This window comes from Tessaracoccus defluvii, from assembly GCF_014489575.1.
Taxonomy (GTDB): Bacteria; Actinomycetota; Actinomycetes; order Propionibacteriales; family Propionibacteriaceae; genus Arachnia; species Arachnia defluvii.
In genome coordinates this window covers 1,665,531-1,680,314 of sequence record NZ_CP060789.1, presented here as the reverse complement: position 1 = coordinate 1,680,314, position 14,784 = coordinate 1,665,531, and the positions used below count along the sequence as shown (strand labels likewise).

General features: G+C 70.8%; 11 protein-coding genes. 5 read left to right on the top strand and 6 right to left on the bottom strand.

Translation table 11 applies throughout. The features are described 5' to 3' along the window. Nucleotides 1-31 precede the first annotated feature (31 nt). Nucleotides 32-487, bottom strand: coding sequence for a MarR family winged helix-turn-helix transcriptional regulator (locus H9L22_RS08080; protein WP_187722298.1), 456 nt, complete (start codon nt 485-487; stop codon nt 32-34). A gap of 114 nt (nt 488-601) precedes the next feature. On the opposite strand from H9L22_RS08080, the gene H9L22_RS08075 reads away from it, so the two are divergent. Genes H9L22_RS08075 through H9L22_RS08065 form a run of 4 tightly spaced genes read left to right on the top strand, consistent with a single transcriptional unit; the run spans nt 602 to nt 4,284 of the window. After that, nucleotides 602-1,975, top strand: a complete 1,374-nt coding sequence (locus H9L22_RS08075) for an AMP-dependent synthetase/ligase (RefSeq protein WP_264292582.1) — start codon at nt 602-604, stop codon at nt 1,973-1,975. Next, a complete protein-coding gene (locus H9L22_RS19690; protein ID WP_264292581.1) occupies nt 1,927-2,430 on the top strand; it encodes an AMP-binding protein in 504 nt (167 codons plus the stop codon). The genes H9L22_RS08075 and H9L22_RS19690 overlap by 49 nt, the downstream gene beginning before the upstream one ends. Further along, nucleotides 2,431-3,279: an acyl-CoA thioesterase gene (locus H9L22_RS08070; RefSeq protein WP_187722297.1), complete on the top strand. Its 849-nt coding sequence runs from the start codon at nt 2,431-2,433 to the stop codon at nt 3,277-3,279. It begins immediately after the preceding gene. 30 nt (nt 3,280-3,309) lie between these two features. Further along, nucleotides 3,310-4,284, top strand: coding sequence for an endonuclease/exonuclease/phosphatase family protein (locus tag H9L22_RS08065; RefSeq protein WP_187722296.1), 975 nt, complete (start codon nt 3,310-3,312; stop codon nt 4,282-4,284). A 9-nt stretch (nt 4,285-4,293) separates the two neighbouring features. On the opposite strand, the gene H9L22_RS08060 is transcribed toward H9L22_RS08065, so the two are convergent. From H9L22_RS08060 to gndA, 5 genes are all read right to left on the bottom strand, one after another. Next, a complete protein-coding gene (locus H9L22_RS08060; protein WP_187722295.1) occupies nt 4,294-5,124 on the bottom strand; it encodes an Fpg/Nei family DNA glycosylase in 831 nt (276 codons plus the stop codon). Then, complete coding sequence (locus H9L22_RS08055; protein WP_187722294.1) at nt 5,117-7,171, bottom strand: alpha-L-fucosidase; 2,055 nt, start codon at nt 7,169-7,171, stop codon at nt 5,117-5,119. The genes H9L22_RS08060 and H9L22_RS08055 overlap by 8 nt, the downstream gene beginning before the upstream one ends. An 88-nt stretch (nt 7,172-7,259) precedes the next feature. After that, nucleotides 7,260-7,982 carry an Lhr family helicase gene (locus H9L22_RS08050; RefSeq protein WP_187722293.1) on the bottom strand — a complete coding sequence of 241 codons (723 nt, stop codon included), beginning with the start codon at nt 7,980-7,982 and terminating at the stop codon, nt 7,260-7,262. Continuing rightward, the gene (locus tag H9L22_RS08045; protein WP_187722292.1) at nt 7,910-11,731 is read right to left on the bottom strand and encodes a DEAD/DEAH box helicase; all 3,822 of its coding nucleotides are present in this window, start codon (nt 11,729-11,731) and stop codon (nt 7,910-7,912) included. Before H9L22_RS08045 ends, H9L22_RS08050 begins: the two co-directional genes overlap by 73 nt. A gap of 169 nt (nt 11,732-11,900) precedes the next feature. Then, nucleotides 11,901-13,355 (bottom strand): NADP-dependent phosphogluconate dehydrogenase, encoded by a 1,455-nt coding sequence (gene gndA, locus H9L22_RS08040; RefSeq protein WP_187722623.1) that lies wholly within the window; start codon nt 13,353-13,355, stop codon nt 11,901-11,903. A gap of 143 nt (nt 13,356-13,498) precedes the next feature. Here gndA and H9L22_RS08035 point away from each other — a divergent pair, with 143 nt between their 5' ends. Further along, on the top strand, nt 13,499-14,722 hold the full coding sequence (locus H9L22_RS08035; RefSeq protein WP_187722291.1) for an HNH endonuclease signature motif containing protein: 1,224 nt from the start codon (nt 13,499-13,501) through the stop codon (nt 14,720-14,722). Nucleotides 14,723-14,784: the final 62 nt, after the last annotated feature.

Sequence of the window (14,784 nt, the reverse complement as noted above, 5' to 3'; positions counted from 1 at the left end):
AGCGGCGAGGTGGCGGTAACGGTCACCCGGCCTAGTCTGCCACCGCCAGCGTGGCCTGCATCGCCCGGCCCAGGGCGGCGAAATCTTCCGCGTCGATCGCGTCGACGAAGACGCGGCGGACCGAGTCGACGTGGGCGGGGGCCGCGGTCTGCAGCAGAGCGAATCCTGCGTCGGTCATTCTCGCCTGCACGCCGCGGCCGTCCGAGGCGCACGACATGCGCTCGACGTAGCCGGCCGACTCCATCCGCTTGATGGTGTGCGTGAGCCGGGAGCGCGAGTGTCCGACCGAGGCCGCGAGCTCGCCCATCCGGACGGTACGGTCGGGAGACTCGCTCATCCGCACCAGCAACTCGTACTCGGCCAGGCTCAGGTGGTAGTCCTGCAGTGCAGCCTCCAGGTAGTCCCGGACGTGCGTGGCGGCCAGGAGATAGGAACGCCAGACGCGCTGCTGGGATTCGGTGAGCCACCCTCCGACTGGTTCTGACATGCCCCACAGCCTACCACTGTGGTTGACGATTCAAGTACCAAGGGTATGGATATCCCCCCTACACACCCCGGGTACCACTACGCTTGCCAACCAGACTTAGGAGAGGGGATCGTCGTGGATATCCGCGAACAGTTGCTTGAGAAGGCCGCCGACAGCGTCGGACAGATGCTGCGGAGGCGGGTCGAGGCGACCCCGAACCTGCCGGCGTTCATGTACCCGGACGGCGCCGAAGGGCCCAACACTTGGACCTCGCTGACCTGGAAGCAGTCCAGCGACATCGTCGACGAGCTGGCGGGTGGCCTCCTGGCGCGCGGCCTGCGTTACGAGGACCGCGTCGCCATCTGCTCCAACACGCGCCTCGAGTGGATCTTCCTCGACCTCGCCATCGCCGTCGCCGCCGGCGCGACGACCACCGTCTACCCCAACACGGGGCCTGCTGACGTCCACTACATCGTCAAGGACTCCGACTCGGTGGTCTTCGTGGCCGAGAACGCCGCGCAGCTCGCCAAGATCGCCGACGACGAGCAGCTCGACCAGCAGGTCCACACCGTCGTCGTCCTGGATCCCGTCGGCGTCGAGCTGAACGACCGCGTCGTCTCCTACCAGCAGCTGCGGGAGGCTGGGCGCGCGCACAATGCGGCGCACCCGTCCGCGCTCGCCGAGTCGATCGCGTCGACCACCAAGGACACCCTCTCCACCCTCATCTACACCTCCGGCACCACCGGCCGCCCGAAGGGTGTGCGCCTCAACCACATGTCCTGGGTCTACGAGGGTGTGGCGATCGAGCACCGCCAGATCATCGAGAAGGACGATCTCCACTACCTCTGGCTTCCGCTCAGCCACGTCTTCGGCAAGGCCCTGATCGCCTGCCAGGTGCAGATCGGCTTCTGCTCCGCCGTCGACGGCCGCATCGACAAGATCGTGCAGGGGCTGGGCGAGGTGCACCCCACCGTCATGTGCGGCGCCCCCCGCATTTTCGAGAAGGTTCGCGCGGCCGTGCTCACCGGCAACACGGGCCTCAAGGGCAAGATCGCCCGCTGGGCCTTCTCCGTCGGGTACGCCTCGATCGAGGATCGCCTCGCAGGCCGCGAGCTCCCCGGGGCGCTCGCCTTCAAGTACAAGCTGGCTGACAAGCTCGTTTTCTCGAAGCTGAAGGAACGCCTCGGCGGCCGGATGAAGTTCATGATCTCCGGCTCGGCCAAGCTGAGCCCCCAGGTGCAGCAGTGGTTCTACGGCGCCGGCATCATCGTCGTCGAGGGTTACGGATCCACGGAGACGAGCGCCATCGCCGCGGTCGACGAGCCGTCGCAGCCCGAGTTCGGCACCGTCGGCCTGGTCGTCCCCGGCGTCGAGGTCCGCATCGCCGACGACGGCGAGGTGATGCTGCGCGGCCCCATCGTCACCCCGGCTACCACAAGCTGGGGAACAAGAACGCCGAGGTGCTCGAGGAGGACGGCTGGTACCACACCGGCGACATCGGAGAGCTGACGGCCTCCGGCCGACTCCGGATCACCGACCGGAAGAAGGACCTCTTCAAGACCTCGGGCGGCAAGTACGTCGCCCCGCAGAAGGTCGAGGGCGCCATCCAGGCCAACATCCCGTTCGTCTCGCAGTCCATCGCGATCGGCGACGGCCGCAAGTACGTCTCCGCGCTCGTCGTTCTCGACCCGGCGCTGCTGCAGAAGTGGGCCGACAAGCGGGCCATCCAGGGCGGCTACGCCGAACTGTCGCAGCGTCCCGAGATCCGCGACAGCATCGAGCGCTGGATGGAGCGGGTCAACGCGAAGCTCGAGCGCTGGGAGACCGTGAAGAAGTTCACGATCCTCGACCACGAGTTGACAGTGGAAAACGCCGGCGTGACGGCCAACATGAAGATCCGTCGTTCCGTGGTCACGGACACGTACGGGGACCTCGTCGAGAAGATGTACCCGCAGGAAGACTGAGTGTTCCAGTTCAGCTGCCCGCTGCGCTGGGGCGACCTCGACGCGCAGGGGCACGTCAACAACGCCGTCGTCGTCGACTATCTGCAGGAGGCCCGCGTGGCCTTCCTGCGGTCGGGGCCTGCGACGGCGTTGCTCGACACGGGGATCGTGGTCGTCGGGCACCAGGTGGAGTACCACCGGCCCATCGACTACATCCCCGACTCGGTGACGATCGACCTCGGCGTCTCGCAGCTGGGCGGATCGCGCATCGAGATCGCGTATGCGATCCGCCAGGGCGGCGAGGTCGCGGCCCTGGCCAGGACGGTGCTGTGCCCGTTCGACTTCGACGAGCAGCGCCCGGTGCGGCTCTCCCCACAGGACAGGAAGTTCTTCGACGGCCATCGAATCGAGGTGGAGAAGCTGCGGCCGATCCCCGCGCCGGACCTGCGCGGCCGCGGACTGGCGGTGCCGATCCACGTTCGCTGGTCGGATCTCGACGCCTACGGTCACGTCAACAACGCCACCTTCTTCGACTACGTGCAGCAGGCCAGGGTGGCGGCGACGACGCTGTGGGACCCGGAGATGGCGAGGGCGGGTTCACCGGGCTCCGACCGGCTCTGGCTCGTCGTGCGCCAGGACGTCGACTTCGTCTCCCAGCTGTCGCATCGCATCGAGGCCTACGAGGCGCGTGTCGCGCCCGTGAAGCTCGGCGGATCCTCCATGACGCTGTCGACGGAGCTGGTGAACCCCGACGACGGAACGCTCTACGCCCGCGGGCGCACCGTGCTGGTGAGCGCAGGCCTCGACGGTCGGCCGCTCGACCTGGGTGACCGCACCCGCGAACTTCTGGAGCCCCACCTCGTCGGCTGAGCCGACGGGCGGACAGAGGCTGGTGGGCCGGTGTCGAGCTGGACGATCCGGGGGGCGTGGCTGACGGTCACGCTCATCGGGTTGTTGTGGCTCGCCCCCATGACACGGCTGCGGCAGTGGGAAGTGTTCGCGATCCTCGTCGCACCCGACAAGGTCATCGCCCTGTCCGTCGGCGTGGCGGCGCTACTCGCCCTCGGGTGTGGCATCTTCGGACGCCGCCGGCGTGTCCTGATTCCGGTGGCGATCGCCGGGTTGCTGGTGTCCAGCCTGTACGGGGGGCGCGTCCTCGTCCAGGGCGTCATCGACCCGCCCCCACCCACGCAAGGGGGCCTGACGGTCCTGTCCTGGAACGCCCAGGACACCTCGCCGGCGGACATCGTCTCCGCCATCGCGTCGGTGGTGCGCGACCGTGACGTCGAGGTCATCATCCTGCCGGAGACCGGATCGCTCGCTGGAAGACGCGTGTCGGACGGGCTGCGAGAGCTCGGCTGGAGCAATGAGTACTTCGGCCCGGAGGCGACGGGGGTCCTGATCCGCTCCGACGTCGCGGAGACCGGCGGCTACGGGTTGGTGCCCGGGAACCCTCCCTGGGCCGGACTGACGGTTGCTCCCGCCACGGCGTCGGCGGGGACTCCGGTGATCCTCGCCGCGCACATCACTCAGCCGTCGCTCGGCAATGTGGACGTGCGGGGCAAGCAGCTGCGGTGGGTGCGACGGGCCTGTCGGGACAATGAGTTCGTGCTGGCCGTCGGCGATTTCAACGCCACCCTCAATCATCTTCCGGGCGACAGGCTCGGTGCCTGCGCTGACGTCGCCGTCGCTCATGGCGCCGGGGCGGCGAGCACCTGGCCCACATGGCTGCCGCCGTGGCTCGGCATCTCCATCGACAGGGCACTCGTCGGGCCGCCGCTGCACCCGGGGCAGGCCACGGTAGAGATCCTCCGTTCCGTCGACACCGCCGGCGCCGACCACTGGCCGATCCTGGTCACGCTGAGCGGCCGCTGAGAGCCTGTGTCAGGGCCTCGGCTGGCAGCGTGGACACCACCAGATCAGGCGTTCCTGTCCCTGCCGGGGGTCGGCGATGCTCGTGCCGCCGCCGAGCGTGTCGGCCTCGATGGACGCTCCGCAGCGCCGGCATGGCTGCCCTCTGCGGCCGAACACGAAGGTGGTGTGCCCGCGCCGATGATCGCCGGTGAAGGTCCGGACGGGGCTGTCGAGGTTGGCCCGCAGGAGGTGGGCCGAGCGGTCGACGATCGCAGCCGCGTCGACATCGGCGACGGCGACGCCCGGGTGGACGCCGCTCAGGAAACAGACCTCGGCCCGGTACTCGTTGCCGATGCCCGCGATCGTGCGCTGGTCCAGCAGCGCCTCGCCGATGGTGCGGCCGGGGACGGCGAGCACGCGGCGTAGCGCCTCGCTCCGCCCGTCGGGAAGCCAGCGACCGGGCGTCGTCCAGTCGTCGGCGAGGGGATCGGGGCCGAGGTGGCCCGTGCGCGCGCCGTACTGGGTGGCCGGCCAGACCTCCACGAGCCCCAGGTCGTGGCCCACCAGTTCGATGTCGCCGCTGACCCTCAGCACGACCCGCGCCGTGTGCGCCGGCGCCGACCAGCGGGTGCCGACGGGATGGATCCGCCAGTTGCCCTCCATCCGCAGGTGGGTGTGGAGCACCAGGTCGCCGCACGCCCAGAAGAGGTGCTTGCCGTGGGGCCAGACGCGGGTGATCACGGTTCCGGTGAGGTCGACGGTGGCGAGGTGGGGGACGCGGAAGTCGCTGTGCTCGATGGTGCGGCCCACCAGCGGCTGCAGGCGGCGCGACAGGCGCGCGACGGAGTCACCCTCAGGCACGGTCGTCCCGGCCGCCCTCGACGACGATCACAGTGCTGGGCTCCACCTCGGCGAGCGTGATCTCGACGACGGAGCCGTCGACGACATACGGCACCGGGACGAGGTCGGGGGCCAGGTAGACGGCGGACGGTGGCGCCTTCGCGGTGACGCGGAGCGTCGTCCTCCCCAGCGGGTGGCCCCTGTCCACGCGTGGCACCGACGTCGAGATGCGTCGCGGCTGAAAGGCGACCAGGTGGATGACGTCACGACCGGGATGCTCGGAGGTGGCCTCCTGCGACAGCAGCGACGCCTCCAACCATGGGGGCCCGTCGTGGGAGAGGAGACGCTCCGGCAACAGCGGAACCAGGGTCTGCCGGATCAGCTCTCCCGTCACCCAGTAGTCGTCGAGGGCGTAGTCCGAGAAGGCGGGCGTGGCCAGGACGGTGAAGCGTCCGCCGCGGCAGACCAGTGGGCCCACCAGCTCCTGTGACACGGGGGCGTGTGCGTGGCTGGTGAAGTGCTCCCAGGTGCGGTTGAAGCGTGCTTCGAGCACCGATCCCTCGGAGTCGGCCCCGGCGAGGGGGCGCAGTGTCAGCGCACCGCGGTAACTCGCATAGGGATAGTCGCGGTCGAGTTCGCTCGCCTGGGCGTCCGCGAGACTGCCGGTGCGCAGATACACGGGGGTGGTGGCCGACCACCCGCCACTCCGGGCAGGGACACCCTCGAGGACCGCGTCCCCGGCGGCGTCGAAGACCGCCGCTCCCGCCGTCAGCACCACGGCGCCGGCGGCCACCGCCGCGTCGATGGCCCGCGCATCGGGCCCCGAGAGCGTGGCGTCGTCCGGAATGACGATGAGCCGATAGGCCCCGGGCTGCAGGCGCCCCGCGTCGATGACGTCGTACTGCACGGCGAGCTCGCCCAGGATCTGGCACGCGCCGGTCACCCCAGGGCTGAGGGCCTTGACGCGCCGCCCGGGATCGTGGGAGTCGTGGATCCAGGCGGCGACCACGGCCGCCTCCACCCGGGGTGAGGCGGCCGTGAGCCAGGGGTCGAGGGCCTTCACGCGGGCGAAGCCGTCACCGATGGTGCGGTAGACGGCGCCGTCGAGTTCACCGTCCGGGTCCAGCTGGTCCCCGACACAGACGCCCCCTCCCGCGGCGAGGATCGTGCCGATCTCGTAGCGGAGCTGGTCGCGGGTCTTGAGGCCCCCGAAGTCTGCCCAGGAGCGGTGGAAGCGCCCGGTCATACCGACGATCGGCCTGCCGAAGGTGCGGGCGTAGCGGGCATAGACGGGGTAGTGCGTGTAGCCCCACGCGTTGCCGGAGGTGGGCAACGACTCGACGTCCAGCTGCGTCTGGGCGGCGGTGGTCCCCGACAACCAGGCGTCGACCGTGTGGTTGACCACGAGGCTCGCGCCCGGGGCGAACTCGTCGATCACGGCCCTCGCATCCGCGATGAAGCCGTCGCGGATGCCCAGGTAGTGGGCCTCGACCGCAGCCTCGTCCGTCACGTCGATGCCGAGGCCCCGCATGCGCGCCAGGCTGGCCGGGGAATAGCTCGGGACCACCGACACGATGTCGAACCAGATCCCATCGGGTCGGTACCGCTCACAGATCTCGCCCACCTGATCCAACACGTAGCCAGCGAAGCCTGAAGCGAGGTCCATCACCGTCCAGCCGATGCCGCCCGTCATGACCGATGCGCCCGAGAAGGGAGGCTGGGCCAGGAGCCGTCCCTGGCGATCCGTCGCGATCCACTCGGGATGCAGGACGCCCGCGAGGTCGTCCCAGAGCACGCTGACGTAGACGGGCGCCTTGATGCCGCGACGCCTGAGGGCCGTGAGCTGCTCGCCCAGGAGGTCGCGCGACAGGCCGGGGTGCACGGTCCCGACATCCGTGGGGTAGTAGGAGTAGCCGTGGTGGCACTTGGCGAACACGTTGACGGACGTGACGTCCGCATCGGCAAGGCGCGTCGCGAAGGCATCAGCATCGAAGCGCGAGGCGATCGGATCGATGCTGCCCGACGTGTGGAAATCCAGGTGGATCTGTCGGTTCCCGAGATCGGTCATGCCTGACCCTTCTGCGTCTCTGTTCAGCCGTGCACCCCGACGGCGGTGTCGGCGGACGATCCGAGTCTATCCAGGCGGCCCGCCGACCTCAGGCGCGCCGGCCCTCGAAGGTGACCCCGCTGGGGGTCAGCCGGGCGCCTGCCGCGCGGAGGACGTCCTCCAACCCGCTGGCGCCGACGCGGCCGCCGTCGACCTCCTCGATCCGGAGCCGGTGCATGCGTCCCTCATCGACGGCGCGCTGCAGTGCCGCGCCCACCAGGGCCGCATGCCCGACCCGCGACTCGGGAGGGCCGAAGAGCGTGAGGACGCGGCCGCCGCGGGTCAGGTGCGCCAGGCAGAGGCCGTCGGCCAGCACGACGAGGGCGCCGGCCGCCCGGGAGGGATGCGCCGTCGGGTGTGCGGGCCAGGGCAGGACCGAGCCGTACGGGTTGGCCGGGTCGAGGGCGACGAGGACGTGCGCGGTCGGCGTCGCGGCACCCGACGGCCACTCGGTCCTGTCCACCGAGTCGGCGTGACGGCGGACGCGTGAGATCACCTCCGGCGTGGAGAACTGTGCCCCGCCGAGCCCCTCGACGATGTAGCCGCGCAGCATCTTCCCCGCCGACTCGAGCTCGCTGAGCAGCCGGTAGGCGGCGGCGAACCCGCCGGGGGTGCCGTCGGCGGTCACCCCGCCACGGGTGATCACCCCGTAGCGCTCCAGCCAGGCCGATGCGAGGCCCAGCGCGGCCTCGGCGCGGGTCAGCGGATCGGCCGGCACCCGGTACCAGCGGGCCAGGCCGGCGACGCCCCGCCCGGTCCGGGCCAGCGGCATCCGGCCCAGCCGGGGCAGCCGCGCCCTGTGCCGCGGGGACGGGCGCGACGCCTTGTGGGCGCCGGTGCGGGAGCCGCCGACGCGGGCCCGGACCGGGGCCATCGTGGCCGGCGAGAGCACCCCCTCCTCGGCGGCCAGCCAGACGGCCTCGAGGCCGGGGGCGGCCTCGCCCAGCGAGGCGAGCGTGCCGTCTCCGCCCGCGAGCGCGCTGGCCACGGCCAGGGACTCCTCGCTGGGGCCTCCGGGGACGGAGCCAGCAGATCGAGGTCGTCGGCGGGCAGGAGCGCGACGAGCGGGTCGTTGGGGCCGGCGCTGCCGCGGAACCGGATGACGACCTCGCCCTCCGCGATCAGGGCGTCGAGATGGGCCGGTTGGTAGCCGCTCAGCCGGGCGGGCAGCACGTGCGTCTCCCAGGCCGAGGCAGGGAGCGCGACGCCAGCGAGGCGCTGGAGCGCCAGCAGGACCTCGTCCGCGCTCGACGTCGGCCGCTCGTCGAGGCCCTGGTGCTCGGCCAGGAAGCGGGCGAACGCGCTCTGCGAGACGGGCTGCACCTCGGCCCGGGCGCGGGCCAGGGAGCGGGACCGGAGCCTGCGGAGCACCTCGACGTCGACGTACTCGGTCTCCGTCACGCCCGGCGTGAACCGGCCGGTGGTGAGCCGCCGCTCCGCTGCCTCCCTGTCCAGGATCGCCGCGGCCGTGGCGGGACCGATCCCGAAGGTGGCCGCGGCCTCGCCTGCGGTGAAGGGGCCGTGGGTCCGTGCATAGCGGGACAGCAGCTGGGTCAGCGGATCGCGGCCGGCGCTGGCGGGCGCGGAATGCCCCGCGGGCACCGGGATGCCCAGCGCGTCGCGCAGGAGGCCGAGGTCGGACGGCGCCGTCAGATGGTCGGCGCCTGCCAGTCGGACCAGGGCCCCACGCGGCCCGAGCTCGGCGATCAGGTCGGCCGCGGCCGCGCCGTCGGCGACGTGTGCGGGCAGCGCCGCGAGCGGGACCGGCCCCAGCAGTCGGAGCAGGTCGGCCAGCTGCTCGACGGTGGCGACGCGCCGCTCCCCGGCCGTGTGCTGCAGCTCGCCGACCACCTCCGCGACGACGTCCGGGTCGAGGACCTCCCGCAGATCGAGCGTGCCAAGCGCCGCGGCCAGCAGGTCCGGATCCATCGACAGGAGCGCCGCCCGGCGCTCAGCCAGGGGGATGTCGCCGTCGTAGATGAACGCGCCGGGGTAGCGGAACAGCAGTGAGGCCGCGAACGGGCTGGGCTGCTCGGTGACGACCTCGACGAGCCGGACGCTGCCGGTGGCGAGGCCACGCATGAGCTCGACGAGCGCGGGGACGTCGTACACGTCCTGCGTCACCTCGCGCACGGCCTCCAACACGATGGGGAAGCGCGGGTACTGCCGAGCCACCTCGAGCAGCTGGGCGGCCCGCTTGCGCTGCTGCCACAGGGGCGCGCGGCGTCGCGGATCGGGGCGGGGCAGGAGCAGAGCCCGGGCGGCGCACTCCCGGAACCGGCCGGCGAACAGGGCGGTGCCGCCGACGGCGGTCGCGACGATGTCGGCGACCTCGTCCGGGTCCGCCACCACGAGCGACGCGACAGTCTCCGCCACGTCGGAGTCGGGCAGCCGCAGGACGATGCCGTCGTCGCCGGCGACGGGGTGGGCGTCCACGCCGCCGGTGCGGGTCAGCGCCTCGCCGATCACCAGGGCCCAGGCCGCCAGCACACGCTTGCCGATGGGGGAGTGCAGGACCACCCGCCAGTCGCCAAGCTCGTCCCGGAACCGCTCGACGACGATCGTGCGTTCGTCCGGCAGCACCCCGGTGGCTGTGCGCTGCTCGTCCAGGTAGGTCAGCAGGTTGGCGCGGGTGTCGTCGTCGACATAGTCGCGCTCGAGACGGGTCCGGTCCTTGACGACCTCGCGGTGGAAGCGGCCGATGTTGCGGCCGAACTCGGCCGGGCGGCCGTCGTCGTCGCCCTTCCAGAACGGCAGCCGGCCCGTGTTGCCCGGAGCGGGCGTGACCCGCACCTGGTCGCGCGTGATCTCCTCGATCCGCCATGAGGAGGCGCCGAGCGCGAACACGTCACCGACGCGGGACTCGTAGACCATCTCCTCATCCAGCTCGCCCACCCGACGCGCGCCCGACTCGTCGCCCGCGAGGAAGACGCCGTAGAGGCCACGGTCGGGGATGGTGCCGCCGGAGGTGGCGGCGAGGCGCAACGCCCCCGGCCGGGCGTAGAGCCGGTTGTCGTCGCCGTGGACGAGCCGGGCCCGCAGACTCCCGAAGTCGGCCGACGGGAAGGCGCCGGTGAGCAGCTCGACGACCGAGGCGAACAGGTCGTCGGTCAGGGCCCGGTAGGGGAGCGAGCGGGTGACGCAGCGGAACCACTCGTCGACGTCGAGGCCCGCATCGCCCGCGGCCGCGGCGGCGGCCACCGTCTGCTGCGCCAGCACGTCGAGCGGGTTCCTCGGCACCCGCAGCTCCTCGATGTCGCCGGCGAGCATGTGTTCGGTCGCGACGACGGCGGGTGCCAGGTCCGCGCGGAACATGGGGTAGATGTCGCCGACGGAGACGGCGCCGACCTCGTGCCCGGCCCTGCCGACGCGCTGCAGCGCGCTCGCCACCGACGGCGGCGACGCGACCTGGATGACGCGGTCGACGGCGCCCATGTCGATACCCAGCTCCAGCGAGCTGGTGGCGACGACGCACTTCAGGTCGCCGGCCTTCAGTGCGGATTCGATGTCGGCCCGCTGCTCCTTGCTGACGGAGCCGTGGTGGGCCCTGGCGATGGTGGCGGGGGCGCCGCGGACCGTGCCCGAGGCGGCCATCAGCTGCGCAGGCGGGCGGGGTGGCGGGGGCGGCAGCGTGGACGGGTCGTGCTCGGCGGCCCACAGCTCGTTCAGGCGGCCCGTCAGCCGCTCGGCGGTGCGGCGCCCGTTGGTGAAGACCAGCGTCGAGCGCCCGGCCTTGACCGTCTCGTAGATCTCCTGCTCGATGTGCGGCCACAGCGAGTTGCCGGACTGCGCTCCCACCGTCAGCGTGTCGGTGCCGCCGCCGCTCAGCAACGGGTCGAGCGGTTCGGCGCCGGGCGGTGGGCCAGGATTGGCCAGGTCGGGGACGGGGACGCGCACCGTCACGTCCCACAGCTTGTGCGCAGGCGGTGCGACGACGGTGACGGCGCGGTCGCCGCCCAGGAAGGACGCGACCCTGTCGATGGGCCGGACGGTCGCCGACAGGGCGACCCGCTGCACGTCGCGCCCGACCAACGCGTCGAGCCGCTCCAGGCTGAGCGCCAGGTGGGTGCCGCGTTTGGTGCCTGCGACCGCATGGATCTCGTCGATGATCACGGTGGTGACGCTCGTCAGCGTGCTGCGGGCCGCACTGGTCAGCATCAGGTAGAGCGACTCCGGCGTGGTGATGAGGATGTCCGGCGGGCGCCGGATGAGGCGGGCGCGTTCGGACGCGGGGGTGTCGCCGGTGCGGACCCCGATGCTTGGGCGCTGGAACGGCTGGCCGAGGCGGGCGGCGGCCAGTTCGATGCCCGTCAGCGGGGCCTGCAGGTTGCGGGCGACGTCGACGCCGAGCGCCTTCAGCGGCGACAGGTAGACGACGGTGGTGCCGGCCTGCGGATGCTCGCGGGTGGTCAGGGAGTCGATGGCCCACAGGAAGGCGGCGAGTGTCTTGCCGGACCCGGTGGGGGCGACGACGAGCGAGTGGTCGCCGTCGGCGATGGAGCGCCAGGCGTCGGCCTGCACGGGTGTGGGGGAGGGAAGACATCCGTGAACCACTCTCCTGCCGGGGCGGAGAATCGGCGCAGCGCTTCATGCATGCGCAAAGTCTGCCACCGGACACCGACAGGCGCCTGACGTGGGGAAACGAACGCGGGGGACGCCGGATGGCGTCCCTCGCGTCGTCACGACCGTGTCAGTGGGTGTCGGTGCCGTCGACCTCGGCGCCGTCGGTGGACCAGTTGATGTGGAACGAGCCCTCGCGGTCGACCCGCTTGTAGGTGTGCGCGCCGAAGTAGTCGCGCAGCCCCTGCGTGAGGGCCGCGTTCAGGCGCGGCGCCCTGGCCTGGTCGTAGTGCGCCAGCGCCGACGAGAAGCCGGGGACGGGCACGCCGGCGCGGACGGCGACGGCGACGACCTCACGCCACGCGTCCTGCGCGTCGGCGAGCCCGGAGGCGACCGACGGGGCCTCCAGCAGCGTGACGAGCTGGTTCGCCGCGTACTCGGAGCGGATGCGCTCGAGCAGCTTGGCGCGGATGATGCAGCCACCGCGCCAGATCTTGGCGACCTCGCCGACGTTGATGTCCCAGCCGTACTCGAGGCCCGCCATGCGGATCTCGTCGAGACCCTGGGCGTAGGCCACGACCTTCGACGCCCACAGCGCCTGCCGGATCTGGTCGATGAACAGGTCGCGGTCGGCGACGTTGATCGCGCCGTCGGGGCCCTGCAGCGCCTTCTGCGCGGCTGCGCGGAGCTCCGGGGCCGAGGAGATCGCCCTGGCGAACACCGACTCGGCGATGCTGTTGACGGGGGTGCCGAGGTTGAGGGCCGACTGCACCGTCCAGGTGCCGGTGCCCTTCATGCCGGCGGCGTCGACGATGACCTCGACCAGCGGCGCGCCGGTGTTCGGATCCCTCTTTCGGAGGACCTCGGAGGTGATCTCGATGAGGTAGGAGTCAAGGTCGCCGGTGTTCCAGGTGGCGAAGACGTCGGCCATCTCGTCGTGGCTGAGGCCGAGGGCCTTCAGCAACTCGAAGGCCTCGCCGATGAACTGCATGTCGGCGTATTCGATGCCGTTGTGCACCATCTTGACGAAGTGGCCGGCGCCGTCTGTGCCGATGTAGGTGCAGCAGGGCTCGCCGTCGACCTGTGCGGCGATTGACTCGAGGATCGGGCCCAGCGCCTCGTAGGACTCGGGGGAGCCGCCCGGCATGATCGAGGGGCCCTCGAGGGCGCCGACCTCGCCGCCGGAGATGCCGGCGCCGACGAAGTGGAGGCCGTGGCCGCGGAGCTTCTCCTCGCGGCGACGGGTGTCCTCGAAGAAGGCGTTGCCGCCGTCGACGACGATGTCGCCCTCCTCGAGCAGCGGGATGAGGGCGTCGATGGTGGCGTCGGTGCCGGCGCCGGCTTTCACCATGATGATGATGCGGCGCGGGCGCTCCAGGGAGGCGACGAAGTCGGCCAGCTCTGCGGCCGGGCGGAAGTCGCCCTCGCTGCCGTGCTCGGCGATCACAGCGTCGGTCTTGGAGGTGGTGCGGTTGTAGACGGCGACGCGGTGCCCGCGGTGGGCGAGGTTCCGGGCGAGGTTCGAGCCCATCACCGCCATGCCGATCACGCCGATGTTGGCAAGCTGACCACTGGTCACAGAGATTCTCCTAGGACGACGTCGGATTCGGGCCAAGCGTAGCCGGACGGCGTCGGGGGCCGACTGGGGCGACCGGGTCGCGGGACGGTGGCCGAGAATTGCGTGTGACAGACTCTTGATCTGATAATCGCCCGGATGTACAATTAGTTATGAGTTTGTCCGACCACACTAACACCCTGCTCCGCTGGGAGGAAGCGGCGGAACGTGCGGGTGTGATCGCCGGGCAGTTGGCCCAGTTGAACAACGAACTCATCGCCCTGACCGCAGAGGTTCTCGACACATTCACCTGGGCCGAGAATGGCATCCAATCCCCCGAGCATTGGCTCAGCGTCATGTGCGCGACGTCTCCGGCGCGGGCCCGTGACATTGTCGCGATCGCCCGCCGCCGTGGCGAGTTTCCCGTGCTGGAAGAGAAGATGGCGGCCGGGACCGTGAGCCTGGATCAGATGACGGTGGTCGCCCGGAATGTTCCCGCCTCCTACAGCGACGCCGTCTCCGTCTTCGTCGAGCATGCCACGGTGCAGCAGCTGCGTCGGGCATTGCCGAAGTACGGCTTCGAAGAGCCACCTGACGAGTACGCAACGCCCAGGCCCGGGCCGTCTGGGGATGAGGGGCCCACCCTGCAGATGGGCACGTTGGGGGGCCGGTTCCAGCTGCGCTACGAAGCCGACGCCCTCGAAGGTGCGTTGGTGGAGCAGGCGTTGCGGGAGGCGAAGGACGCGCTGTTCACCGCCGGCCACGCCGAGGCCACGTTCGCTGACGCGATCCTCGAGGTCGCGTCCCGCTCCCTCAGCTCGGTCGAATCCGGGTCACGCCGGCAGCATTACAAGGTGCTGGTCCACCTCGAGGCCGATGGCAAGGGCTGGATCAACAAGCAGGGCGCTTTGCCGGCGCATCTGGTGGAGCGGATCACCTGCGACGGCAGCATCCGGCCGGTGTGGTTGAAGAACGCGTCGCCGGTGTCGGTGGGACGCTCGATGCGGATCGTCCCCGACCGGACCAGGAAGCTGGTGGAGGATCGTGACGGCGGCTGCCGGTATCCCGGCTGCCCGGTGACCCGGTTCCTCGAGAATCATCACAAGCGTCACTGGAGCAAAGGTGGCTCGACGGATATCGATGAGTTGATCTCGCTGTGTACGCATCATCATCGCGAGCATCACCGGGGCGAGTTCACCATCGAGGGGAATCCGAACCGGCCCGACGGGTTGATCTTCAAAGCCAGATACGGCTGGGAAATTGAACCCCACATTCCCGACCCAGTGCCGCCGCCGCGTCACGATCCGCCGGACCAGCAACCCGTCCGGGGCTGGACCATGGACTCCACCCTGTATCTCCGACCCAACAAGACCCCGGCACCCACCGACGAATACTGACCCGTCCTTCGACAGGCTCAGGCGCTCCCTGAGGAGCCCGAGGAACGAGGGCGTCTCGAAGG

What these genes read in the sequence shown, in the direction of transcription:
- H9L22_RS08035 (WP_187722291.1), top strand. Translation starts at nt 13,499, where the DNA reads ATGAGTTTGTCCGACCACACTAACACCCTGCTCCGCTGGGAGGAAGCG.
- H9L22_RS08050 (WP_187722293.1), bottom strand. Translation starts at nt 7,982, where the DNA reads ATGCCGCTGGCCCGGACCGGGCGGGGCGTCGCCGGCCTGGCCCGCTGG.
- H9L22_RS08055 (WP_187722294.1), bottom strand. Translation starts at nt 7,171, where the DNA reads ATGACCGATCTCGGGAACCGACAGATCCACCTGGATTTCCACACGTCG.
- H9L22_RS08080 (WP_187722298.1), bottom strand. Translation starts at nt 487, where the DNA reads ATGTCAGAACCAGTCGGAGGGTGGCTCACCGAATCCCAGCAGCGCGTC.